General features: G+C 54.1%; 23 protein-coding genes and 1 pseudogene. 11 read left to right on the forward strand and 13 right to left on the reverse strand.

The window, feature by feature from the left end; all coding sequences use genetic code 11:
• The first annotated feature begins 68 nt into the window (after nucleotides 1–68).
• Genes ACN08V_RS02670 through ACN08V_RS02685 form a run of 4 tightly spaced genes read left to right on the forward strand, consistent with a single transcriptional unit; the run spans nucleotide 69 to nucleotide 4,276 of the window.
• Nucleotides 69–1,121: a glycosyltransferase family 4 protein gene (locus tag ACN08V_RS02670; RefSeq protein WP_419104447.1), complete on the forward strand. Its 1,053-nt coding sequence runs from the start codon at nucleotides 69–71 to the stop codon at nucleotides 1,119–1,121.
• Nucleotides 1,122–1,149: 28 nt separating this feature from the next.
• Nucleotides 1,150–2,190 carry an acyltransferase family protein gene (locus ACN08V_RS02675; protein WP_419104448.1) on the forward strand — a complete coding sequence of 347 codons (1,041 nt, stop codon included), beginning with the start codon at nucleotides 1,150–1,152 and terminating at the stop codon, nucleotides 2,188–2,190.
• A gap of 1 nt (nucleotide 2,191) precedes the next feature.
• Nucleotides 2,192–3,133: a glycosyltransferase family 2 protein gene (locus tag ACN08V_RS02680; protein ID WP_419104449.1), complete on the forward strand. Its 942-nt coding sequence runs from the start codon at nucleotides 2,192–2,194 to the stop codon at nucleotides 3,131–3,133.
• A gap of 21 nt (nucleotides 3,134–3,154) precedes the next feature.
• Nucleotides 3,155–4,276, forward strand: coding sequence for a glycosyltransferase (locus ACN08V_RS02685; RefSeq protein ID WP_419104450.1), 1,122 nt, complete (start codon nucleotides 3,155–3,157; stop codon nucleotides 4,274–4,276).
• Between the two features lie 67 nt (nucleotides 4,277–4,343).
• On the opposite strand, the gene ACN08V_RS02690 is transcribed toward ACN08V_RS02685, so the two are convergent.
• The 4 genes from ACN08V_RS02690 to rfbA all read right to left on the reverse strand — a co-directional run bounded on the left by ACN08V_RS02690 (nucleotide 4,344) and on the right by rfbA (nucleotide 8,019).
• Nucleotides 4,344–4,643: a PqqD family protein gene (locus ACN08V_RS02690; RefSeq protein WP_419104451.1), complete on the reverse strand. Its 300-nt coding sequence runs from the start codon at nucleotides 4,641–4,643 to the stop codon at nucleotides 4,344–4,346.
• On the reverse strand, nucleotides 4,640–5,497 hold the full coding sequence (locus ACN08V_RS02695) for a nucleotidyltransferase family protein (RefSeq protein WP_419104452.1): 858 nt from the start codon (nucleotides 5,495–5,497) through the stop codon (nucleotides 4,640–4,642). Before ACN08V_RS02695 ends, ACN08V_RS02690 begins: the two co-directional genes overlap by 4 nt.
• Nucleotides 5,498–5,591: 94 nt before the next feature.
• Nucleotides 5,592–7,031, reverse strand: a complete 1,440-nt coding sequence (locus ACN08V_RS02700; RefSeq protein WP_419104453.1) for a polysaccharide biosynthesis tyrosine autokinase — start codon at nucleotides 7,029–7,031, stop codon at nucleotides 5,592–5,594.
• 127 nt (nucleotides 7,032–7,158) lie between these two features.
• Nucleotides 7,159–8,019 carry a glucose-1-phosphate thymidylyltransferase RfbA gene (rfbA, locus tag ACN08V_RS02705; RefSeq protein ID WP_419104454.1) on the reverse strand — a complete coding sequence of 287 codons (861 nt, stop codon included), beginning with the start codon at nucleotides 8,017–8,019 and terminating at the stop codon, nucleotides 7,159–7,161.
• An 84-nt stretch (nucleotides 8,020–8,103) separates the two neighbouring features.
• On the opposite strand from rfbA, the gene rfbB reads away from it, so the two are divergent.
• From rfbB to ACN08V_RS02740, 7 genes are all read left to right on the forward strand, one after another.
• Nucleotides 8,104–9,102, forward strand: coding sequence for a dTDP-glucose 4,6-dehydratase (rfbB, locus tag ACN08V_RS02710; RefSeq protein WP_419104455.1), 999 nt, complete (start codon nucleotides 8,104–8,106; stop codon nucleotides 9,100–9,102).
• Nucleotides 9,102–10,520, forward strand: coding sequence for a dTDP-4-dehydrorhamnose reductase (gene rfbD / locus ACN08V_RS02715; RefSeq protein WP_419104456.1), 1,419 nt, complete (start codon nucleotides 9,102–9,104; stop codon nucleotides 10,518–10,520). The genes rfbB and rfbD overlap by 1 nt, the downstream gene beginning before the upstream one ends.
• 237 nt (nucleotides 10,521–10,757) lie before the next feature.
• Entirely contained in the window at nucleotides 10,758–11,381 is a 624-nt protein-coding gene (locus tag ACN08V_RS02720) for a 50S ribosomal protein L25/general stress protein Ctc (protein WP_419099851.1), read from the forward strand.
• A gap of 88 nt (nucleotides 11,382–11,469) precedes the next feature.
• Nucleotides 11,470–12,063, forward strand: a complete 594-nt coding sequence (gene pth / locus ACN08V_RS02725) for an aminoacyl-tRNA hydrolase (protein WP_419104457.1) — start codon at nucleotides 11,470–11,472, stop codon at nucleotides 12,061–12,063.
• A gap of 115 nt (nucleotides 12,064–12,178) precedes the next feature.
• Nucleotides 12,179–13,486, forward strand: coding sequence for a SufS family cysteine desulfurase (locus ACN08V_RS02730; RefSeq protein WP_419104458.1), 1,308 nt, complete (start codon nucleotides 12,179–12,181; stop codon nucleotides 13,484–13,486).
• A 99-nt stretch (nucleotides 13,487–13,585) separates the two neighbouring features.
• A complete protein-coding gene (gene sufU / locus ACN08V_RS02735; protein ID WP_419104459.1) occupies nucleotides 13,586–14,044 on the forward strand; it encodes a Fe-S cluster assembly sulfur transfer protein SufU in 459 nt (152 codons plus the stop codon).
• 238 nt (nucleotides 14,045–14,282) lie between these two features.
• Entirely contained in the window at nucleotides 14,283–14,711 is a 429-nt protein-coding gene (locus tag ACN08V_RS02740; RefSeq protein WP_419099847.1) for an adenylyltransferase/cytidyltransferase family protein, read from the forward strand.
• A gap of 77 nt (nucleotides 14,712–14,788) precedes the next feature.
• Here the strand turns inward: ACN08V_RS02740 and ACN08V_RS02745 are convergent, their stop codons facing one another.
• The 9 genes and pseudogenes from ACN08V_RS02745 to ACN08V_RS02785 all read right to left on the reverse strand — a co-directional run.
• Entirely contained in the window at nucleotides 14,789–15,295 is a 507-nt protein-coding gene (locus ACN08V_RS02745; protein WP_419099846.1) for a DUF2505 domain-containing protein, read from the reverse strand.
• A gap of 169 nt (nucleotides 15,296–15,464) precedes the next feature.
• Nucleotides 15,465–16,040 carry a glycosyltransferase gene (locus ACN08V_RS02750; RefSeq protein ID WP_419099845.1) on the reverse strand — a complete coding sequence of 192 codons (576 nt, stop codon included), beginning with the start codon at nucleotides 16,038–16,040 and terminating at the stop codon, nucleotides 15,465–15,467.
• Nucleotides 16,041–16,054: 14 nt separating this feature from the next.
• Nucleotides 16,055–16,504 (reverse strand): PssD/Cps14F family polysaccharide biosynthesis glycosyltransferase, encoded by a 450-nt coding sequence (pssD, locus tag ACN08V_RS02755; RefSeq protein WP_419099844.1) that lies wholly within the window; start codon nucleotides 16,502–16,504, stop codon nucleotides 16,055–16,057.
• Between the two features lie 6 nt (nucleotides 16,505–16,510).
• Nucleotides 16,511–17,719, reverse strand: a complete 1,209-nt coding sequence (locus ACN08V_RS02760; protein WP_419104460.1) for a YveK family protein — start codon at nucleotides 17,717–17,719, stop codon at nucleotides 16,511–16,513.
• A gap of 42 nt (nucleotides 17,720–17,761) precedes the next feature.
• A complete protein-coding gene (locus ACN08V_RS02765; protein ID WP_419104461.1) occupies nucleotides 17,762–19,288 on the reverse strand; it encodes a lipopolysaccharide biosynthesis protein in 1,527 nt (508 codons plus the stop codon).
• Nucleotides 19,288–20,577: an O-antigen ligase family protein gene (locus tag ACN08V_RS02770; protein ID WP_419104462.1), complete on the reverse strand. Its 1,290-nt coding sequence runs from the start codon at nucleotides 20,575–20,577 to the stop codon at nucleotides 19,288–19,290. Before ACN08V_RS02770 ends, ACN08V_RS02765 begins: the two co-directional genes overlap by 1 nt.
• 6 nt (nucleotides 20,578–20,583) lie before the next feature.
• Nucleotides 20,584–21,507, reverse strand: a complete 924-nt coding sequence (locus ACN08V_RS02775) for a glycosyltransferase family 2 protein (RefSeq protein WP_419104463.1) — start codon at nucleotides 21,505–21,507, stop codon at nucleotides 20,584–20,586.
• 5 nt (nucleotides 21,508–21,512) lie between these two features.
• Nucleotides 21,513–22,259 (reverse strand): CDP-alcohol phosphatidyltransferase family protein, encoded by a 747-nt coding sequence (locus tag ACN08V_RS02780; protein ID WP_419104464.1) that lies wholly within the window; start codon nucleotides 22,257–22,259, stop codon nucleotides 21,513–21,515.
• Between the two features lie 401 nt (nucleotides 22,260–22,660).
• Nucleotides 22,661–23,366, reverse strand: a pseudogene (locus ACN08V_RS02785) (hypothetical protein); the annotation flags it as partial.

The following is a 23,366-nucleotide window of genomic DNA, read 5'->3' on the forward strand; positions in this document are numbered from 1 at the left end:
AGCACGGGGCTGAAACGCTTTTTGCAGGAACACTTATAAATCACCTTTAGCCGTTTGGGAGACCACTTATGACTCAACACATCTGCATAGCGGCCAACAACGGCGAGATTGGTGGCGGCGAAGTGATGCTACTCAATATCGCCCGTGCCCTTCGTTCCCTAGGGCACCGCGTGACCGTGATTGCCCCCAGCCAGCCCGATGAACTGCTCGAAGCGGCGCGGGACGAAGGCTTTACCACAGTGGCTCTACCCGCTGAGAACCGTAAAGCCTATATGGCTCAGCTACGCCTTTGGCGTTCCCGCAACCGGCAGGGACTCCTCTGGTGCAACGGGCTAGTGCCCTCCTTAGCGACAGCAGGGGACAAAAACCGTATTGTTCACCTGCACCAGCTACCGTTAGGCGCACAGAAGTATGCGCTGGGTATTGCTCGTAGGGGAGCGCTTGAAGTCATCGTCCCCAGCAACTTTATTGCTGGGAAAATCAAGGGCTCACGTGTGCTCGCGAACTGGGTATCATCAGCAGCAGGCCGCCCGCAATCCCAAGAGAAGATAACCTCCACCGTACGTGTGGGCTTCTTGGGCAGGCCCTCCACCATTAAGGGCACCCATACCCTAGCGAGGGCATTGTGTTCTCTAAACGCCTCGGGGGCTCTCACCTATGAACTGGTCATTGGCGGTGAGGCTAAATTTATAGATTCAGAGAGCCAGATGACTGTTGCTGAGTCACTAGAAAGCCTGGGGGATAAGGTCCGCCTACTGGGCTGGGTGACACCTGAAGCCCTCTTTGAACAGACCGATATTTTGGTTGTTCCTTCGGAAGTTGATGAGTCTTTTGGTCTGGTAGCAGCTGAAGCCATGAGTGCCCGGCATCCTCTCATCGTCTCCGATGCCGGGGCACTACCCGAAGTCGTAGGCCCAGACTTCCCCTGGGTTTTTGCGCAGGGCAACAGCGATCAACTAGCGCATATGATTGAAGCTAAAGCCCACCAGTTGATAGAGTTCCCCGAGCAGGCAGAGAACGAAGCCTTATCGGCTTATTGGCGGTGGCAGGAGAACTACTCACCGGAGGCCGGCAAACACACGGTGCAACAGTTCCTGGGAACAGTCCCACCCAGTGCATAGCCCAACAGGCTTTTCAGAAAGAAGTAGTATGCGTATTCGTTGGATAGACGCCCTCCGAGGAATCGCCATCCTTGCGGTAGTCCTTGGTCACATCAACCTGGGCATTATGCAGGCCGGGCTGACACAAGATGCGCCCCAAGCGTATAAGCACCTTAACATCGCTCTATACAGCGTCCACATGCCACTATTCGCCCTACTATTTGGGCTGAATATACCTGGTTCCTGGAGACGGCGGGGGAGCTTTGTATACGCTGCCAACCGCATCATGGGGTTTATCTATCTATACCTGGTGTGGTCATTGATACAGGGCACCGCAGAAGTACTGGGAGCGCGGTTCTCCAATGGGGGAACAACCTGGGCTGATGTTGCCAATCTTTCGCGTCCTCTCGCGCACCTATGGTACCTGCCATGGATGGTCTTTATCTTCGGGTGCCTCGTTATCGTCAGACCCTGGGAAACAAAAGTTCGCGCAGTCTTATCGCTGACCGTATGTGCTACTTTTGCCGTAGCGCTGTGGGGAGTGAACTATGCTGTGATCTTCGGTAGCGGTATAGCGATTTACCTTTTTGCTTTGGTTGGTTCGCTCATCGGCACCGAGCGAATGGGCCAGCTCGATAAGGCACGGCCTCTGGTAACTATCTCGGTTGCTTTGTCCAGCCTTATTGTTTTCCTGTCGATGGTTCTGTCGAATCTTGATATTTCTACACCCACGCTTGATGACCCCTACCGCACTGATTCAAGTATTCTTTTTGGGATTATCGCAACACTTACGGGTGTTACGGGCCTTGTTCTTGCCGTTGCGTCCGCCTCTCGATGGGTCTCTTTTGCGTCTCTAGAATTCATTGGCCGTTATTCATTGCATATTTATCTCATGCATTTGCTGATTACTCCACTGACCAGAATTTTACTGGTGCGTAGCGGGGTCGATAACCCCTTTATTCTCATGGTAATTTCACTGATTACTGGAGTAGGATTACCTCTGGTTACAGCTGTGCTTTTAGAAAAGCGGGTACCCTGGTTATTTAATGTCCCCCAAGCTCTGCAACTGGTCGAGAAAGTAAAGAAGTAAAATGACTTACGAAGCCGCCGTTATTATCCCAAGCCGCGGGGGAGCGCCCAAGTTGCACTACCCCTTGGATGCCTTAGAAGCTCAAACCGAAAAGAACTTTCAGGTTATTGTCGTCCTTGATGGCGATATCGACAATTCAGCGGCTGTTGTCCAGCGCTATATTGACCGTGGACGACTTAACCTCAGCATGATTGTTTTTGACCAGAACCAGGGGAGGGTCGCTGCCCTGAATGCAGGCTACCGGGCCGCCGACGCCGCTATTTTGATACGCTGCGATGACGATATCGAAATGAACGAGGAATACATTTCTAGACACATTGCGTATCATCAGGAACAGCCTCGGCGTGCTGTGATGGGTCTTGTGCACAACATCTTCCCCGATACCCCTCACGCTAAGTTTTATGGACATTACCGCGATCAAAGGTTCAGGGACGATGCCTATTCATCGGACCCCGCAGGCTGGTGGCACTACTGGGCTGCCAACTGCTCAATGCCCTCCGAGCTTTACCACACGGTAGGTGGCTATGACCCGCGATATCGTCTCTACGGCTGGGAAGACGTTGATATGGGCAAGATGCTCGCCGATGCTGGGGCAAAGTTTGTTCTTGCCCGTGACCTTGAAGTAAGGCACTATATTGCGGCAACAACAACTGCAGGAAAAGCTCGCAGAGCGCTCTTTTCCGGTTCTGCTCGAAATATATTTCTTGAAAAACACGGTCAGGATGCGCTGAAACCAATAAAACCCTCAGGGGTTTGGGGGTTTGCAGTGAGGTTTATGGCCCAGTTTATGACAGAAAGAAGCGTAAACTATCTGGGAAATCTAGTTGACTGGCTGGCCCCGCGGGTGCCTGCCCAAATAGCTGAAAAGATTATTGCTCTCGTCGTTGAATCCTCCAGCTATGCTGGTACAAGATACCCCCACCGTGCACAAAAAAATTTCTAGCTGAAAGAAGAACCCACCCCCATGCGTTCTCGTTCTACTTCTGCGGCAGAGGCAAGCTACCCGGTCGCAATAGCTCACGACTACCTCACCCAGCGTGGTGGTGCCGAGCGGGTAGTTCTTGCCCTGCACAAGGCCTTCCCTGACGCTCCCATTTACACCACTCTCTATGACCCAGAGAAGACTTACCCTGAGTTCAAGAACTGCACCGTTATCACTTCTCCCCTTAACAAGGTGGGTCTCTTCCGTAAAGACCACCGCCTAGCGCTACCGCTACTTCCCTTCTTCTCGAGCAGACTCAAAGTTGATGCTGAGAGAGTGATCGTATCGTCAACCGGGTGGGCCCACGGGTTCAACCTTCCCGCACAGAGCCTGATCTATTGCCATTCTCCTGCCCGCTGGATTTACCTCACGGATCAATATATGGGCAGCAGCATGAATAAGGCCATTGAGTTAGGTTTTAAAGCCTTGCGCCCCTTCTTGCGTCGGTGGGATCAGCGCGCTGCTGGCAGGCATGATCACTATATAGCCAACTCCAGCATCATCCAGCAAAGAATTTTTGATGTCTACGGCAAACAAGCTAGGGTAATTTTCCCCCCACATTCTATGGATTCAAACGGTCCTCTGAGTCCCATCCCGGGTCTTGAAGACTTCATGGCAGATGGCTACTATCTGCTTGTTTCCCGTCTGCTACCTTACAAAAATATCCAGCATGCCGTCGAGGCTTTTGCTGGGCTCGACCAGAAACTCTTGGTCATCGGTTCCGGACCTATGGCGGATGATCTTAAAGCGATGAGCACCCCCAACATAGCTTTCGCATCTGAACTTAGCGATGAACAGATGCAGTACGCCTACGCTCATGCGCGAGCTCTGCTAGCGGTCTCTCACGAAGATTTCGGGATCACCCCGCTTGAGGGTGGAGCCTTCGGTAAGCCCACCATTGCCCTTAAAGCAGGTGGCTTCCTCGACACTATCCGTGAGGGAATCACCGGTACCTTCATCGACCTGCCAACAGCCCCTGAGATCCGTCGGGCTGTTGAAGACTTTTGTTCCGATGACTACTCAGCCCAGAGAATCCAGGAGCATATCTCCCAGTTCAGTGAGGAGCGGTTTATCCAGCAAATCAGGGAACAAGTCAAGCAATAGTGCACCGGGTCTTAAAAGGAGAGGGCGGGTAACAGCTAGCTGTTCCCCGCCCTCATCAGTTTTAGGTTTAGTCCGTGAGCTCTAGAAGGTTTTGCCGGACTAACGAGTCCAGAAAGTTGAGGACGCTATCTGCCACGGTTTCACGGGGCACACCGTAGATATCTTGCATATCAGCGATAATCTCTTCGGAACTACGGGGAGAGTCCAGAATCTCCCATATCAAGGCGCTGGGCCCGCGAAGAACAGAAATCTCCGAGGTCAGCAGATTCGCTACATAGGTTTCATCATCTGCGCTTTGCCCACTCTCGAACCCCATGATGAAGCCGATATGGTTCGCGCGGCTGTATCGCATGGTTTGTTCCTTCATGACTTCTTTTTCCAGAAGATAAACCGGGAGAAGAACTTCTGGCGGATTTCTTCTTTGGTGGGTGGGTGCCCTAGCTCCATGGCGAGATGATCTTTATTAACCATCACGATACTGAACACCACCCTCGTTTTTGCCCTGAGCCCTTTGGCATGCATGAACCGGGCCTTCCACCGGATATAGGTTGAGGTCTTTTCCGATACTGACTTCCAGAGCAGATAGTCAGGGTGACCCCTGAAACTGTCCAGCTCCTGCAGAGCAGCCGCGAAAGCAAGTTCAGCATCCAGCGCCGGTAGACGATCTCTCATGTCCTGCCACTGACCGGGGGAGAGGGTCTTACGAAGATACTCAATATCGGCCTTGTACTCATTTTCGGAACGCGCCCCGTGTACTACAACAAAAATACGGGAGTCGGTCAGAGAAGGCAGGTAGCAGGGATAATGAGCTATCTCCCGCGTTCGCCGTTGTTGCCAGAGAGTTTCAAAGGCTGAGCCTTGAGCATCACCGATTCCAGGGAAGTACCGGTGGATGTCAACAAGCCCCCATGACCCGTGGTAGAGGGTCATAGCATGTTCAAAGATTGACCCTGTCTCAAACCGAGCAATGATTTCCCAGCCATCACTCTGGGCAGCTTCTATGAGCTTCTGTAGGTGCTCAGGCCGGACCAGCAAATCAACATCTGTGCTCACCCTACCCTGGCGGTAGACCTCCTGCGCAAAGGCATAACCCTTCACATGCAGAATATCGATGCCGTGCCGGTTAGCTAAATGCTGGAAATAAGCATGAGAAAGGCTGATACGCAATGCAAGGGGAACATCAGAGACAGCTGATGTTTGGGCACTTTGTTCTTTTGGCATAGACCTTACTCCGATAATCCCTGGGTTATAGAGTTTATGCCAGTCGCTACATAAACGACTGGCATAAAACTCACCTCACAGCACTATTTGAGTTCTAAGACTCCTGGGGTGCGGACTCAACTGACTTAGCTGAGCTTTTCTTCCCCTTCTTAGATTTTTTCGACTTGGTGGTGTCCTGGCCGTAGTAGCTGGTGTAACCCTTATTGGAGCTGTAGGCGAAGCCATAGTAGGAGTTACCCAGACCCGTGCGGGGAGCCTTATTGATGACGACCCCCAGGATTTTAGCGCTGACCTTACGCAGGTTGGCAGTAGCTTCTGCCAGGTTTTCCTTGCGGGTCTTGCCCACGGTACCGACCAGCACAACACCGTCCACAGCAGTTGAGAGAAGGACCGCGTCGGTAACAGGAAGGACCGGGGGGACGTCAACAATGACAACGAACTCGCCGGCTAGCTCAGCGATGAGCTGACGCATTTTCTCGGACCCTAAGAGCTCTGAGGGGTTGGGGGGGATGCGGCCGGCTGGAAGAATGAAGAGCTGAGAGTCCTCAAACTGGCGAACGGCATCGGCAAGTTCGACCTGGCCAGCTAGCACCTGGGTCAGACCCACCTTAGAGTCAATTTTGAACTTCTTGGCAATAGTAGGGCGGCGAAGATCAGCGTCGATAATAATAACCGGTTCACCAGCATCGGACAGGGCCCGGGCCAGGGAAGTCGATACGGTTGATTTACCTTCACCGGGCTCGGCAGAGGTCACAATCAGCGAACGAGGGGGATTATCGATATTAACAAAGCGCAGATTGGTGCGCATCTGGCGGATAGCTTCTTGTGAAACATGATCCTTACCTGCCTTGAGGATGTTCTCCTCATCAAGCTCGTCTGACACAGGCAGTACTCCCAAGATCCCAGCTTCGGTTGCTTGAGTGGCATCGTTGCGAGTGCGGAGCTTGGTATCAAGGGTTCGGCGCAAAAGGATAGTTACTAGAACTAGCCCCAGGCCAGCGGCAGCGCCGGTCAGAACCAGCTTCTGGGTATCCGGGCTTACCGGACGCTGGTTAAGGCTGGCATCCTCAAGCGGGATAACCTTTACGCTGCTTGAGCCTTCCATGTCGTTAACAACTTTGGCTACAGCTTCCAGCGAAGAGTTGGCTAGAGCCTGGGCCGTCTCGGGGCTTGACCCTGTGGCTGAGACCTTGATGAGTGCGGAGTTGGAATCAACGCTTGCGGAAAGATTGCCTTGGACCTGTCCCCGGCTCAGGTTCAGGTTGGGGTTGGCGGCGACGATCTCCTCAGCAACAGCACCGCTATTAACCAGGGCTAGGTAGGCGTTGGCTTTCTCCTTGGCTGCTGTGGATCCGGCTATAACGTCCCCAATACCGCTGCCGTCCCCAACGGTTACATAGCCAGTTGACGACGAGGAGTAAACCTTGGGCTGTAGGAGGGAGTAGCCAAAGCCCAGCAAAGCCCCGATCAAGGCTCCTACTATGAGAAATTTTAGATTGGCGCGTAACATTCGCACGAAGTCAAGTATGGTCATCAGTAACCTAAATGTGAGTTTAAAGCAGTTGAAAAAAGAATAAAGTTTGTTTTGATTCTAACAGCAGCTGTTTGGCAGTCCTAGGAGTCAGAACTCACCCCAAGACACCAGCAATGTTAAATATCTCTTATTTGAGAAGGCCCAGCAGGTACTTGCCGTAACCGCTTTTAGCGAGAGGTCGTGCAAGTTCAGCAAGCCGGTCGTCATCAATCCAACCCATGCGCCAGCCAATTTCTTCGGGGGCGCCGATGGAAAGACCCTGGCGGGCCTGAACCGTGCGGACGAAATTTGTTGCATCGGCAAGAGAGCCGAAGGTTCCGGTATCGAGCCAAGCTGTTCCGCGCGGAAGAACTTCAACCTGCAATTTGCCTTGCTCTAGATAGATCCTATTGAGGTCGGTAATCTCTAGTTCGCCACGGGGGGAGGGCTTAATGGCCTTGGCGTATTCAATAACCTTGTTATCGTAAAAGTAGAGGCCAGGGATTGCGTAATCACTTTTAGGAATTTCTGGCTTTTCTTCAATAGAAATAGCTCTGAAATTATCGTCAAATTCAACAACACCGTAGGCAGTGGGGTCCGAAACACGGTAACCAAAAACAGCAGCACCATCCACATCATTGTATTTGCGGAGCTGATTGCCCAAACCGGGGCCGTAGAAAATGTTGTCACCGAGCACAAGGGCTGCGGTGTCATTTCCGATATGGCTTTCACCCAGAATAAAGGCCTGAGCAAGTCCATCTGGAGAGGGCTGAACCTGGTAGCTGAAATTGACACCGAACCGCGAACCATCACCGAGAAGCCGCTTGAACTGCTCCTGATCTTGGGGCGTTGTGATAATCAGGATGTCTTGGATTCCGGCCAACATAAGGGTCGAAATGGGGTAGTAAATCATCGGCTTGTCATAAACAGGCGTGAGCTGTTTGCTGATGCCGAGCGTAATGGGGTGGAGGCGCGAACCGGTACCCCCTGCGAGTAAAATTCCCTTCATAGTTTCCATTGTGGCATGAACACCACATCTCGTGGGGCTAACATAGCCTCTACTTTGAGGTGATTTACCACTATTGTTAGCTTCATGGGAAAAATTCTTGTTACCGGCGGTGCCGGCTTTATCGGCTCAAACTTTGTTCACTATCTTCTTGAAAAAACTGATCATAGTGTTCTTGTCCTCGATAAAATGACTTATGCCGCCAATGAAATGTCACTGGCTGGCTTGCCTGCTGACCGGTGTGAAGTGGTTAAAGGCGATATCGCAGATATGGACGTCGTCAACCCTCTGGTGAGAGAGGCTGATGCAGTCGTCCATTATGCTGCAGAGTCACACAACGATAATTCCTTGAACGACCCCAGCCCTTTTATTCATACTAATCTGGTGGGTACGTTCACCCTCCTAGAGGCCGTGCGTCAGCACAAGACCCGCTACCACCACATCTCAACCGATGAGGTTTTTGGTGATCTTGAGCTTGATGACCCCGCTAAGTTCACTGAGACTACCCCCTATAATCCCTCCTCACCATACTCTTCAACAAAGGCCGGTTCCGACCTGCTGGTGCGTGCCTGGGTACGTTCTTTCGGTATTGAAGCAACTATCTCTAACTGCTCCAATAACTACGGCCCCTACCAGCACATCGAGAAGTTTATTCCTCGCCAGATCACCAATATCCTGGCAGGTATCCAGCCCAAACTCTACGGCCAAGGCCTGAACGTCCGCGACTGGATTCACGCATCAGATCACTCCAGCGCTGTTCATACAATTCTGGAAAAGGGTGCTATCGGTGAGACCTACCTCATCGGTGCAAACGGTGAAGAGAACAACATCACGGTGCTTCGTACTATCTTGCGCCTGATGGGTCAGCCTGAGGACGCTTTTGAGCACGTTGTTGACCGCCCCGGTCACGACCTGCGCTACGCCATTGACGGCACCCGCCTGCGCGAAGAACTTGGTTGGGAGCCGCAATTCACCAACTTTGAGGCTGGGCTTGCTGACACCATCGCCTGGTACACCGATAACCGCGCCTGGTGGGAGCCCCTCAAAGCTGAGGTTGAGGCTAAATACGCAAAGGCTGGTCAGTAATGCCCAAAGACCTTGCTGTTTACACCACCGAGATTCCCGGCCTGCTGGTCATTGATATTCCGCAACACGGTGATAACCGTGGTTGGTTCAAGGAGAACTGGCAGCGGGAGAAAATGTTGGCCGCCGGTCTGCCCGATTTCGGACCCGTTCAGAACAACATTTCCTTTAACGCCTCAGTGGGCACCACTCGGGGTATTCACGCTGAGCCTTGGGATAAGTATGTCTCTGTGGCAACCGGCCGCATCTTTGGTGCCTGGGTAGACCTGCGCGCCGGAGAATCGTTCGGTAAAACCGTGACCGTAGAACTCGGCCCCGACACCGCGGTGTTCGTGCCACGCGGTGTGGGTAACTCCTTCCAGACCTTAGAAGATAACACCGCCTACACTTACCTGGTCAACGATCACTGGTCGGCTGATGCCCAGTCCGAGTACTCCTTCTTGAACCTGGCCGATGAGACCGTAGCTATCGACTGGCCCATTGCTCTTAAAGATGCTGAGCTATCGGAGAAGGACAAGAACCACCCCCGTCTGGCTCAGGTAGAACCCCTTGCCCCCGCTCCCTTCCTGGTGGTTGGTGCCAAGGGCCAGTTGGGCCGTGAACTGGTCAAACAGCTTGAGGCAAGCGGTACTCCCTACCTGGCCGCCGGCCGTGATGAGCTTGACCTGGCCGACCCCGATTCGTGGGTGCAGGCCTATCGTTGGCGCTCCTTACGAGGCATCATCAACGCGGCGGCTTACACCGCTGTGGACCTGGCAGAGACCGCCCAGGGTCGGGCCGATGCCTGGGCTGCTAACGCCACCGGTGTCGCCGCTCTTGCCCGTGTCGCCGATCAGGCCGGGGTTCCGTTGGTACACGTATCCACCGACTATGTTTTTGACGGTAGCCTGCCACTGGGGCAGGAATACGCAGTGGATGCACCGCTGGCTCCGCTGGGTGTCTATGGTCAGTCCAAGGCTGCTGGTGAAATGGCGGCCCGCTCTGTAGCCCGCCATTATATTGTTCGAACCTCCTGGGTCATGGGCGATGGTAAGAACTTCATCGAAATCATGAAGTCACTAGCTGAGCGGGGCATCGACCCCACGGTGGTTGCCGACCAGCACGGGCGTCCGACCTTCACCCGCGATTTGGCCGGTGCCATTGTGCACCTGCTCGAAAATCAGTGTGACTACGGCACCTATCATGTCTCGAACACCGGTGATGTAGTGACCTGGGCAGAGATCGCTCAAGCTGTTTTTGAAGCAGGCGGGCACTCGGCTGACCGGGTACGCCCTGTCAGCACGGCAGACTACTTCGCCAAGGCTGAGGTATTCGCGCCCCGCCCCACCAACTCCGCAATGGACCTGTCAAAAATTATCGAAGCGGGCTTCACCCCCCGTAATCACGGGGAAGCCCTTGCAGAATACATGGCAGAGCACTAAAACAGGGCAAAGCGCTGTGGTGACCTATAAAGACCACAGCGCTTTTCTTGTCTTTGCCGCCGAAATCGGTCATACTTGAAAAGTTGCACTGAATAGTGCGACAGGCCAAGGCAGTGGAATACCGTCTTATAGACGGTAGGTCCGAACCTGACGGTGGCTGGTTAGAAAGTGATTTCTGGCGCCAGTTCACTACACCACTTGGCGCATCACTCCTAACCATAGAAAGGATGGCTGACCATGTCAGATACCATCAAGATTTCCGCAACACCCCGCAACGACTTCGGCAAGGGCTACGCTCGTCGCATCCGCATGGCAGGCGACATCCCCGCAGTAATTTACGGCCACGGCGAAGAGCCCAAGCACGTTATCATGCCCGGCCACGCAACCACCCTGGCTGCTCGCGTTGACAACGCTATCCTCGAACTCGATATCGAAGGTGAATCACACCTTGTCATGATCAAGGACATCCAGCGTCACCCCATCCGCCCCGAACTCCAGCACCTTGACCTGCAGACCGTTAAGAGTGGCGAGCTGGTTCAGATTGAAGTTTCCATCCATGTTGAGGGCGAGCCTGTAGTTGGCGCTGTCGCAAACCAGACAGAAACCTTCCTGCTGGTTGAAGCAGATGCCCTCAAGCTCCCCGAGAGCCTGGTTGTTAACATCGAAGGTCGCGAAATCGGTCAGCACGTTCATGCATCTGATATTGAACTGCCCGCCGGCGTTACCCTGGTAGCAGATCCCGAACTTCTAATCGTTAACGTTTCTGAGCCCGAGGAACTTGACGTTCCCGAAACCGGCGAAGAAGGCGAAAACGCTCCTGAGGGTGCCGAAGCTGATGCCCTGGTAGATGAAGCTGAATAAGTTTAGAGGTTTCTAACCTCAGGGGTCTGCGTCGTAGCATTTACGGCGCAGACCCTCTTTGTATCATCAGCTCAGAAAGGTGAGTTACATGGCAGAGGCTTGGCTCGTGATCGGTCTGGGGAACCCCGGTACTGAGTACGCTGCAACCCGTCACAACATAGGTCAGATGGTCCTAGACCAATTAGCGCGTGAGGTTGGCGGTAACTTTAAGAAGCACACGAAAGCTCGTGCCCAAGTGCTAGAAGGACGTCTGGGCATGGGAGGCCCCCGCCTGATCCTGGCAAAGCCTCTAACCTATATGAATCTTTCGGGTGGCCCCGCGGCAGAACTCTCGCGATTTTACGGTATTGAGCCTGAGCGGATTATCGCAGTACACGATGAACTGGATATCCCCTTCGGCACTATCAAACTGAAAATCGGTGGGGGAGAAGGCGGGCATAATGGGCTCCGCGACATGACCAAGGCACTGGGAACCAAAGATTACTATCGGGTGCGTACCGGGATTGGCCGACCCCCAGGCCGTATGCAGACCGCAGATTTCGTTCTCAGGCCCTTCTCACAACTTGAGAAGAAAGAGCTCCCCTTTCTGGTGTCTGATTCGGCGCAGGCCCTTGAACTGCTGATCACTGATGGGCTTCTTGCGGCCCAACAAAATTTTCACGTCAAGAGGGACCAGGCCTAGATGCTGTGAACTTGGAATAGGCCAGCCCCACCTAACTACCTTTCTTCCTTTTTTGGGAATAGGCTATAAAAGCATGCCGTTATACAGGCAGGATTCGAAAGAAGGGCAGATATCAGTGGCTAGCCAGTACCGCACCCCGGCCGGGGTGGAACTCACAGATGATCTTGTGGCCGAAGTGCGTAAGGATTTCCCCATTCTTGACCGCACGGTCAACGACCAACCGCTGATTTACCTCGACACGGGTGCAACGAGCCAGAATCCTCTTCAGGTCCTTGATGCTGAGCGCAACTACTATCTGGGCGCTAACTCTGCGGTTCACCGCGGTGCCCACACCCTAGCAGTTGATGCAACCGATGCCTTTGAGGACGCCCGGCGCACGGTAGCTGGGTTCCTTGGAGCTGCGGAGAACGAGCTGGTATGGACCTCAAACGCCACCGAGGCCCTGAATCTCCTGGCTTACTCCCTGGGCAACGCATCTGACGGTATTGGGGCAGAAGCCGCCCGAGCTTTTGCGCTCAAGCCCGGTGATGAAATCATCACTACGGAGCAGGAACACCACGCCAACATTATTCCCTGGCAGATTCTTGCGGCCCGCACCGGGGCAACCCTCCGTTATGTCCCGGTGACGGCAGATGGGCTGATTGACTACCAGGCGGCGGAGAATATCGTCACAGAGCGTACCCGCGTCCTAGCTTTCACCCATGTTTCTAACGTTGCTGGCTCCATGACCGATGTGGCGTTCATGGTCCAGCTGGCAGAGCGGGTGGGGGCGCTAACCGTTCTCGATGCCTGCCAGTCTGCACCCCACATGCAGGTCGATGTCAAAGCGCTCGGCGTTGATTTTGCGGTGTTTTCTGCGCACAAGATGCTGGCACCTACCGGCATCGGTGCCCTGTACGGCCGGCATGAACTTTTAGAGGCTCTGCCACCATTCCTCACGGGCGGTTCTATGATCACCAAGGTCACCATGACCGAAGCTGAATGGATGCCTGCTCCCATCAAGTTTGAGGCCGGTACCCAGCGGGTCTCCCAGGCTGTTGCCTGGGCCGAGGCCGTGCGCTACCTGCAACACCTAGGTATGGACCGCGTCCACGCCTGGGAAGCTCACCTGGGGCAGCTCCTAGCTGAGGGTGTGAGCCAGATTCCCGGTGTGCGGTTGTTGGGTCCCTCAGTGGGGCAGCCGCGTGCTGGGCTTGTCTCCGTGCATGTCGATGGGGTACACCCGCACGATGTGGGTCAGCTGCTGGACCAGCAGGGCATTGCGGTTCGTGTGGGTCACCATTGCGCCCAGCCCCTCCACCGCGCCCTAGGCGTCACCGCCTCAACGCGAGCATCAGCCTACATCTACACGAGCACCCAGGACGTTGAGCGTTTCATTGAAGAGCTAGCAAAGGTACGCCCCTACTTCGGGTATACCGACTAAGACCTGCTGTAGTCCCTTACCCTCTCCGCAAGAACCCGGGAGGGCGGGTGCTTAGTCTGCACCATTTCTAAGACCTACGACGAAAGAAGAGATACTGTAATGAGCGGCCTAGAACAGCTTTATCAGCAAATTATCCTTGAACATTCCAAACAGCGCAGCGGTGAGGGCCTGCTTGAACCGGCAGAAGGGGCACGGGTAGCCACCAACCACCAGTACAACCCAACCTGCGGTGACGAGATTAACCTGCGGATTATTCTTGATACCAACCAACCCCTTATCCAGTCGGTCTCCTGGGAAGGCGACGGCTGCTCAATCTCCATGGCGGCGGCTTCTGTATTATCGGAGATGGCCCCTGGCATGACCGTAGAAGAGTTCCAAAAACTTGTTGATGACTTCCGCGAGATGCTCCGCTCACGCGGTCAGATTGAACCCGATGAGGAAGCGCTCGGCGATGCTGCAGCTTTTGCCGGTGTCTCCAAATTTGTGGCCCGCGTGAAATGTGCCATGCTTTCGTGGGTCGCGGCAGAAGAAGCCACTAAGGAAGCCGCTGCCCTCTAGGCCCGGTATTATCTGCGGCTTAGCCCCTGACATAAGGCCCGTCCCGGCTATGGAAGATAGCTAAGGGGGCGGGTCTTGTTGCAGGTCACGCCAGCCTCTTTCAGTGTGGGCTGTCCCCCAAAGAGCCGGTTCAAACGGCTACCAATAGCAGGTTAACTCCCGTAGTCTTAAGGACTGAAAATACACTAACATCCCGTTTTCGCACGCGGGTTCTTTCGCACTTTTCTTCAGGGGAACAATGAATATCGGTTACGCCGCTGGCGCTTTTGACCTCTTTCACGTAGGCCACCTCAACATCTTGCGTGAAGCAAAAAAGAACTGCGACTATCTGATTGCAGGAGTCGTCTCAGATGAAATGTTAGAGCTGACCAAGGGCCGACGCCCCATCGTGCCCTTGGCTGAGCGTATGGAAATCGTCTCTCACATTGATTTTGTCGATGAAGTTCGAGCAGAAACGGTAGAAGATAAGCTAGAGACCTGGGAACAGGTTCGCTTCAACACCTTCTTTAAAGGTGACGACTGGAAAGGTACTGCTCGTGGTAAGGAGTTAGAGCGCCGTTTTGCGGAGGTCGGTGTTCACGTAGTTTACTTCCCCTACACCGCTCACACCTCCAGCACTAAGTTACGCGCCGCCCTGAAGGCACTTTCTATGCCATCTGCGGCCTAAGTCCCATTGAAGCCAAGAAAAGAGGCACCCTACCCGAATGGGTAGGGCGCCTCTTGAGCTTTATGGGGCTATCTGGCCTAGTAGTTGTTCTGAATGAACTCTTCTGCGCAGGAACCCAGAGCCGAGAACACGCGGCCAATCTGAGGCTCAGCTGCCGCCGCAATTTTCTTACCTACCAGCGGGATAGAGCACTTAACTTCGCCCTCAACATTAGCTACGGTCGTATCTCCCTGGGGGGTAAGGCTCTGGCTAGCTTTGCCGGTTACGGGAACACCCTTAACAGATACTTCTGAGACAACGGTGCGTGAACCATCAGCTGCGGGCGCAGAGACCTGATCGACCTGGGTCAGGGAGATGCCATGAGAAGCACCGGGGATCTTCTTGGCCATATCGGGCAGACGATCAGCAGGTACGGAGCGAACAGTGGTGGTGGTAAAAGCTGCCGCAGGGTCACCCTGAAGCTGGAAAGACTCAAAAGTTACCCGTACCTTTTCACTTGCAAAACGGGCAAAGTTCTCGTCGGCAAAAGCACGTGCAACCAAATCGATGCCGGCGTTAATAGTGGTGGAGCTTTGAACAGCCATAGTGAAGCCTTTCAGGGCAAATAGTTTCTGTCCTGCCCCATTCTACGGGGTTAACATGTTTGAACACTGAGAAATGCGAGCCCTGCTCACTGATGGCTAAATCGTTGAGCCTAAGAGCAGATATCCACAGGCTTGTACCTTAATGCGCTAGCGGTAAGGGGGGGCAGACCTAGCTTGGCCGCCTGCACATTCCCAACAGAATCTGCCAGACCCTGCGAACAAACCCACTTGGCTGGCCACTACCAATGCGGCTAAAGGACTCCGTAAGATTATCGGCAGCCTTATCACTGCCGGGTACACGGTAGGTTCCTCGCAGAGAATCCGGGTCAGCGAAAGCTGCATCAAGCTTATTCAGGAGATCTTCTGCGCTGTTGACCACGATGGTCTCACCGTGTGTCTGCATCACACGAGAGAACTCAACCTGGTGATTATCAACTACCTCATCAAGTTCAGCAACACGGGGGACTGCCAGCGGAATCGCACCTACCTCACGAGCATCCAAAATTGACCCTGGCCCGCCCTGCACCAAGACCACCTTCGCAGAGCGGTAGAGTTCCAGCAGTTCAGCACGGGGCAAACGCTCAACAGCCTCAGCATGTTGAGGAGGAGCCGTGAAACCATGTTGAACAAGACAGCTCACCTGAGGGCGTGCCGCAAGATACTCATCCACCCAATGCACAAGACGGTCAAAATGGTGGTAATCAGTGCCCAGAGATACAACCAGATCATATTTTTTCTCGCTCAAAGCTACCTCCTCGCTCAGAGAATATGGCCGATATTGACGGCCTCAGGGAATATCTTTTTCTGCTCCTCCCACTGCACCACAAAAAGATCGCTCATGGGGTAGCAGATGCGGCCGGTGAGCGTTGGCATAGTAATACGGTCATAGCACTCAATAAAGACCGTTTTGATGCCAAGAAGCTTGGCGATAATAAAGAACGGAACGGCAACCGCAGCACCGGTTGAGATAACGGCATCGGGCCGCTCCTTGCGGAGTACCCGCCAGGCAACACCGATATTCCGGATTGCGTTAGGAATATTCCGGGTTGTCGGGAAGTGTACCCAGTAGGTGCGCTCGCCGTCTAAAGCGGCCTTAACTTCGGGTAGCTCAAAGGTTGCCCAGGCCCGATCGTGCTCTTTCCAGAACTTTTCAAGGGCTATAAGCTGAGCCAGATGGCCACCAGCACTTGCTGTTAGAAGGACCTTCATGGGTGATTATTTCTCGTGAGTATGCGTGTCAAAGTAAACAGGGATAACCTGGGTGGAGCTTGAGGGAGTGAGCTCACTAAACAGGCGTTGTACGCTCTTCACCGTGCTTTTGGGGGTAAAAGGCAGGAGTAGAACGCCGCTCTGGTCAGCTGAAAGGAGGACCTTTGCAAGAGAGGCTGAGGCCGGAGTTTCTACAATCAGCGGCTTGTTCTGCTTGATATGAGCCTTGACCTGATTGTTGGTTAGAGAGTTGAAAGCCGGAGCCTCGGTTACGACAAAATCGGGGTCAGAAATCCCCTTGACGAGAAAGGTAGTCAGCGCACCTGCCGCGCGAGGGGTGGGGGAGAAGACAGTAACACCATCAAAGTTAGCCTTCTTGAGATTGCCATCGGCAACATCCATTCGGCGGAGAAGCTGGGCAATAGATTCCTCTTCAGAACCACTCTTGATGATAGAGACGGGAGCCTGAGCAATTTCAGAGAGACGCTCGGGATAGCCGAGAACCCTCGAAGTTCTATCCACGATGTAGGCTGCAAAAATTCCTAGGAGCAGGCCTATTCCTGCACCAATAAAGATGGTTTGCGCCAGAGTGAAATTTGATGGTCTGCTAGGGGCTTGGGCGCTTGAGATAATAGTGCCGGTATCTGTGGAGGTGGCCTCTAGGCTCAGGATAGCCTGGTTGACGATTCCTGAATCCATCCCCGCAGAGACAGCGTCGATATTTTTGCGGGTTTCTTCCCGGGTTGTCCGGATTGTATCTGACCTGTGTTTGAGGTAAGCGTGGGCTACAGTATTAGCGATCTCGGCTGATCTTTCAGGTGAATCCGAGCTGACCATAATATCGAGAATGGTGCTGTTGGAATGGCCTGCCACACTGACCATATCTTTGAGGTCATCAGCATCTAAACCCAGCTGATCGGCAGCTGCCTCGAGTACAGTGCGGGAACCTGCAATAGCCTCTTCGGTATCCATGTCAATAGTGTTCAGGCTAGCACGGAGTCCCGATGCGCCGGAGCTGGGCTGGGTTACATTGATCACGGCTTTAGACTGGTATGAGTTAGGAAGGATAAGCCCTGCCACAGCGCCCAGCGCCGCGAAGATCATTAAACTGGTAAGAACCACAAAGCGGTGTCGCAGAACCCGCCGAGCTGCTGCTCCGAGCGATACGGGTGTGGCTTGCTGGTCCTTGGTTCTTAACCGTGATTGGCGTTCCATGAGTATGAGTCCTTCCCTAAAGATTAATCAAGATATTGTTGCCTAGCGGCTAAATTTGCGAGTGAGTGAGTCGATGACTTGTTCCAGGCCTACCTGATGTCGGAAACGGTAGATGAGAGCCGCATAGAGCGGTACCACCGTACCTAGGTAGATGATGAGTCCTAAGAATTGGTTTCCCCAGATGAGGTGAACTCCCACGGCTCCAAGAGACGGAGTTCCAGCCGCAAGACCCATGACCGGGAGCAACTCGGAAGGGCGGGGCCTGATGCCGAGTTTTCCGTAGACCTGGACCGTGGCCAGCACACAGTCTGTGAGGACGGCTGAGGCCCAAGCGGTTGCTGCCCCAGCTAGCCCCCAGAGTGGAATCAGGGTGAGGTTGAGAGCGACTGCAACAGCTAGTGCGGAGAGCTTGTTGTAAAGTTGCCAGCGGCTACGCCCGCTCATGAGAAGTACACTCTGAACGCCACCGGCGGCCATCTGAACCAGCATAGCTACCCCGATGATCCAAAAGAGCGGTGCTCCCTCAACAAACCCGGAGCCAAAGAATCCCAGTAGCGCGGGGCCGAAGGCCGCCAAGGTGATGAAAAAAGGCCAGCCAACAGCCACCAGAATCCGGGTTGAGGAGACAAAGATCTGGCGAGCTCTAATAAGGTCACCCCGAGCGATTGCTGAGGAAATCTCTGGTCCGGTGACCACGCGGGCGGTATGCTCAACCATTGCACCGACACGGACACAACGATTGACAGCGCCGTAGACGCCGCTGGCTGCCGGGCCTAAGAAGAGGCCGATGAGCAGAACATCAATCCATTCCAGGACCGCCTCGACCATGGCCGAGACACCGCGCGCTGAGCTGAAGGCCCAGAAACTTTTTGCGGTCTCGGGCGCAGTGACAGGTGTACTTGCCATGGCTTCAATAGCTAGATGCTTTGCTGGATAGCTGGGAAGATCTTCACCCTGAGGCATGTACTTTCGAACCCATAGCGCTGAAACTGCAAAGACAAGGAGCAGGGGGAGTGACCATGCCAGGGCCAAAGAGAGAATGGCCCCCGAGATACTGACAGCGAGCAGAACAGCCAGAATACGAAGGGTAGGCAGGAGCGCGCTTTGGAGAAAGGTGAACTCTACGGTGTAGCCCAGTCCCCGGAGTGCCCCGAAGCACAGTGTCATCCAGGCCGCAACCAGAATAAAAGGTGCGCTGGCAAGGATAGCTGTTCGGTTTTCAGTGCCCATATTGGGGGTCACAACCGGTAGCGCGATAAGGGTTGCCGCAATAAGAACCGTGAAAGCAATGAGGGTTGCGGGGCCAAAAGCATATCGTAAGAGCCTCGGTAGAAGGGAATACTGCCCCAGAGCTCGCTGTGCGCTCATGGCTCTTACAAGGCCGGTATCTGCACCAAAGACACAGAGCGAAGTCGCAATCGCAAAGAGTGCCATGACTTGAAAGAAGGAACCCGCACCGGCTTTACCTACACCATTTGACACTATAAGCGTAGCCACAAAGGCCGCAGCCGAACCGTACATGACGTACAGCGTTGAGAAAGCTCCACTTTTTGCAAGAGAACGAGCCATTAGAGGCCCTCCCCGTACATTCGAGATCTCATCATCATGGCTACCGTCAGCATAAGAACGGTGAGCTGAATGACGTCGAAGGAATAGAAGAAGACCACTGCTAGCGCTGCCACAATCACCGAGTGAACCCACATACCGGTCAGCGATGCAACGTTCCAGGTATTGATGAGGACTGAGACTACATAGAGTAGGAAGAGCCCCAGACCAACAAAACCAAAGCAGAACATGAGAGCCCACACCTGGCCCTGGGTGCCCATTGAAACACCGACGTTATCGGCCATCTTGGAGGTTCCATAGCCTACGAGTGGTGAACGCAAGGTGTACTCAAAAGTGAGCTCGTAGAGTGAGGCCCGACCACCGGTTGAGTTTGAATACTCCTGGCGGCCCAAGATTTCCTCAATAGCACCGGAAACCGTGAGGTAGGTGATGCCCCCAAGGAAGAGCACAAAGCCTATACCCAAAGCACGCCAGTCACCGCGAAGAAGCAAACGGAAGAGGACATAGGCAAAAGCTGCGCCCAGGCCAATGAACATACCTCGGTTTGAGGTTGCCACTGCTGGGACTAGCGAAACAACTACGGCAAGGACAAGAAGGATCTGGGTTTTACGTGAGTGAACCCCGGTAATCACAGCAAAAACAACGGGGGTGAGTAGCGCATAAGCTAAACCCCATGAGTTGGCGTAGGGGAAAGGCGCTGAGGGCCTGTTGTAGGGTACGTCGACTCCCCACGGGAGCTGAACTTCTGCCATGGGGGGGAGCACATAGGCTTTTACCAGGTCGTTATTGAGTAGCGAACCCGGCAAGACAAAACTCATGGGCGTTTGAAGCCTAAAGTTGGGGAAAACTAGGGCGGCGTAGCCCAGGATAACGACCGTTGCCCATATAGTCAGCAGGCCGCCCAGCATGATGTGGTTAGGGATCCGTTCACGGGCGTTAAAGAAATAGACCGTGTAGATGCCCACATTGAAGATGTTCATGTAGCGCTGGAACCAGCCTAAAAACTCCGATCCTGTGTTGATGGAGACAAGGCAGATAAGCCCCCAGAACATGAGAGCGAACCAGACCCACATGGTGGAATGAACCATCACGTGTCGGCGCATGACCATGAGAACAATCATGATCAAGGCTAGAACCGTTGGGGCGAACTGCATGAAACCCATAGCCCACACAAGGGGGAAGCCATAGAGCAGGATTAAAATGGGCCAGGCCGGGAGCGGTGCGTCCACGGTGGGGGGCACCGCCGACAGAAATCGATTGTAGTGTGAGGTTGGGGAGAGTGGAACCGTCATGCGGATCTAGAGCCCTCTACCTGTTTTATTCACCAGGTTCAGTAGAAACTCGGGCTTGATGAGTCCCGCTGCAATACAGCGTGCGGCCCAGGCCCGAACCTGTAGGGGGTCGCGACGCAGTGCTGATCTCGCGTATGCCTGCGCGGATTTGCGGTTGCCCAGGGCAGCATGTGCAAAAGCGATCTGACCGGCGATTCTCGCGGTGCCTTTGGGCTGACGCTCAAACTCGGGGTACTTCTGGAGAATATAGGTAAGACCATCGACCATTGACTGCCAGCGCCCCGCAAAGAAGGAGGGGCGATCCCAGAGTATGAGCGCGCCGGGCTTCTGAATTGAGTAAATATCACCGCAACGGGTTGCCCGCAGGAGCAGATCGTAGTCTTCACCATAGGCAGCGGGGAGCTTTTCATCAACCAGCCCAATACGCCCGCCAGGAACTAGGTCATCGCGCTTAAAGAGCGTGGTGCAGGGATTAATCTCGGTGATGCGAGAGCGCAGGAAGTCGTCGAATCTTGCAAGCGCAGGAGCAAGACGTTCGATCTCCTTACCTTCAGAACGAATGACGATGCCAGATGAAATGGCGATAGCCTCCGGGTGCTCTTTCCAGAGTTTGATCTGTTCAGAGATACGGGTGGGGTACCAATAATCATCATCGTCGCAGAAGCCAACACATTCACCGCTGGCCTCAACCACACCGGTGTTCCGTCCGCCGGCAAGACCCTTCGAATGTGAGTTAACAATGGTCTTAAGAGAGCGGTTGGGCGGTACCGTCATATCGGATAGATCATCGATATCAACGTAGTCAAACACAACGATAACCTCGATGTGACCGGTGTAGTCCTGGTCAAACATCGATTGAACGGTCTGTCGCAACAGCTGGGGGCGTGCCCCTGCGGTTGCAATAAGTGCTGAAATTTTAACGTCGGACATGGGACCTATGCTCCTTGAGGTGTACTGAGTGACAGGAACTTACGGCGCATGGAGAGAAGAACCGTTGCTGCGTTTGAGAGGAAGAGGAGGCCGTAGGCAATGAGGAAGCCCCAGCCCGTTCCCCAGAGAATAAAGACCCAGCAGAAAGTACCGGAATCCATATGTAGATTGATAAAAGAGCGAAGACTTCCCCCCGAGGGTGGCTCCTGCCTAGCGTGCTTTTTACGGAGCTGCTCTGCCAGAATCTGGCTCATGAAGTGGCCGGTCATCAGAACCGAAAAAGCCAGGGGTAGCCACCAGAGCTGCCAGCCTGTCACAGGCCAGCTGCCGGGGTACTTGATGAAGCCGATCAGGATGGTCAGGTGCATGGCGGGGGTACGCATAGCATCAACGACGTGATCTAGCCATTCCCCGGCGGGGGAGGATTTGCCTGTCACGCGGGCAACCTGGCCATCAGCGGAGTCGAGCGCGTAGCCCAGGGCAAAGAGGAAAGCTGCAAGCGCGCCCACAGCCAAAGCGGGCTGGGCAGTCAGCAAGAGAAGCATGGCTAGCAGCGAGGTGAGGGCGCTGATAGCGGTGACGCCGTTTGGGGTAATACCACACTTAACGGCAGCGGCTGCAAAGATGCGTGCGACCCGACGATTAACCCAGCGGGTGTAAGCAGGTACGCCCACCCCGGGCTTCTGCGCTGCATTCAAATGTGAAAGTGTTTCCCTGAACCGGCCTTTGGTGCCAGAGGAAGAAGAGGTCATAGCCATGCCCTGGAAGTCCCTAATAAAGTGCGAGCAGATAAGTGCGGTGTGCGGACCGCTTGTTAACCCCTGAGGCGGCCTATCATTGCTTTACCCCTCAGGTGTAGGGAAAGGTAGATACCGCTCAAGGGTGGGGGGTATATCCCTCAATTTTAGGTCAGAGTAGATTCAAACAGTAGCCGACCTTCTTGGGACAAGACCCATATTTATAAGGACTTGTCCCAATCATTTGTCAGCTAAACGGTGGACGAAAGGATCACCTGTCTTCATAAGCCGCCGCTAAACATGTAGAAGACCCAGAGCTTAATCTTTTACCGGGCTGTATACGAATATAGAAAATCCTGCACATCAAAGGGAAACCTTTGGGGAGCAGGATTTTCTATTCTTTGCCCGAGCAGTCTCTAGCGTGTTACCAGAGTTGCATCCATATCGAAGGTGGTAGGTTCGCCACGACGGTAGGAATGAACCTCAACCGCGATGACGTTCTTACCATCTTTGAGATCCTTAGACGGAATGGTGATAGTAAGCGGGTTAGCCTTTGCATCAGTATAAGAAACTCGTGCAAGAGCAGCCGTCCTGGGGTAGGCATTGGCAGGGAGATTCTGACGGGCCACTTCCTTGCCATTGACATAGATAGCGATGCCATCATCAGCGTAGGTAGTCAGGACCAGCTCCTGGTTGGGGGCGGGGTTCAAGGTAAACTCCTTACGCAAGAAGAAGGACGAGGGCTGGGTGAAGAAGTTGAAGGTCAGCTGGGTCTTCAGGCTACCTTCACCCCAACCGATTGAAGTTGGTGCCGTGTACCACTGCCAGGCGGTGTTGTACCTGTAATTGGTATCGCGCCAGCTACGGTCAAAGTCACTGAAGAGGTGAAAAGCTACCCGCCAGTCATCTCCAGAGGCAATGATTTTTTGGTCGGCTGGTTTCTCCGGCTCAACCGGTTCCACCGGGTCAGCTGGAGCCGGATTATCTTCAACATCGGGTTGTTCTGGGTCAGCGGGAGTGTCCTCCCCAATGGGGGGAGCCACTGGGTCAGCTCCATCGGCGGGCTGATCCGGGTCCTGCCCGGGCTCCGGCTGATCCGGTGGGGTAAGCGGATCCTCGCCT

This window comes from Rothia sp. P5766 (assembly GCF_048513555.1).
In the GTDB taxonomy this organism is placed as follows: Bacteria; Actinomycetota; Actinomycetes; order Actinomycetales; family Micrococcaceae; genus Rothia.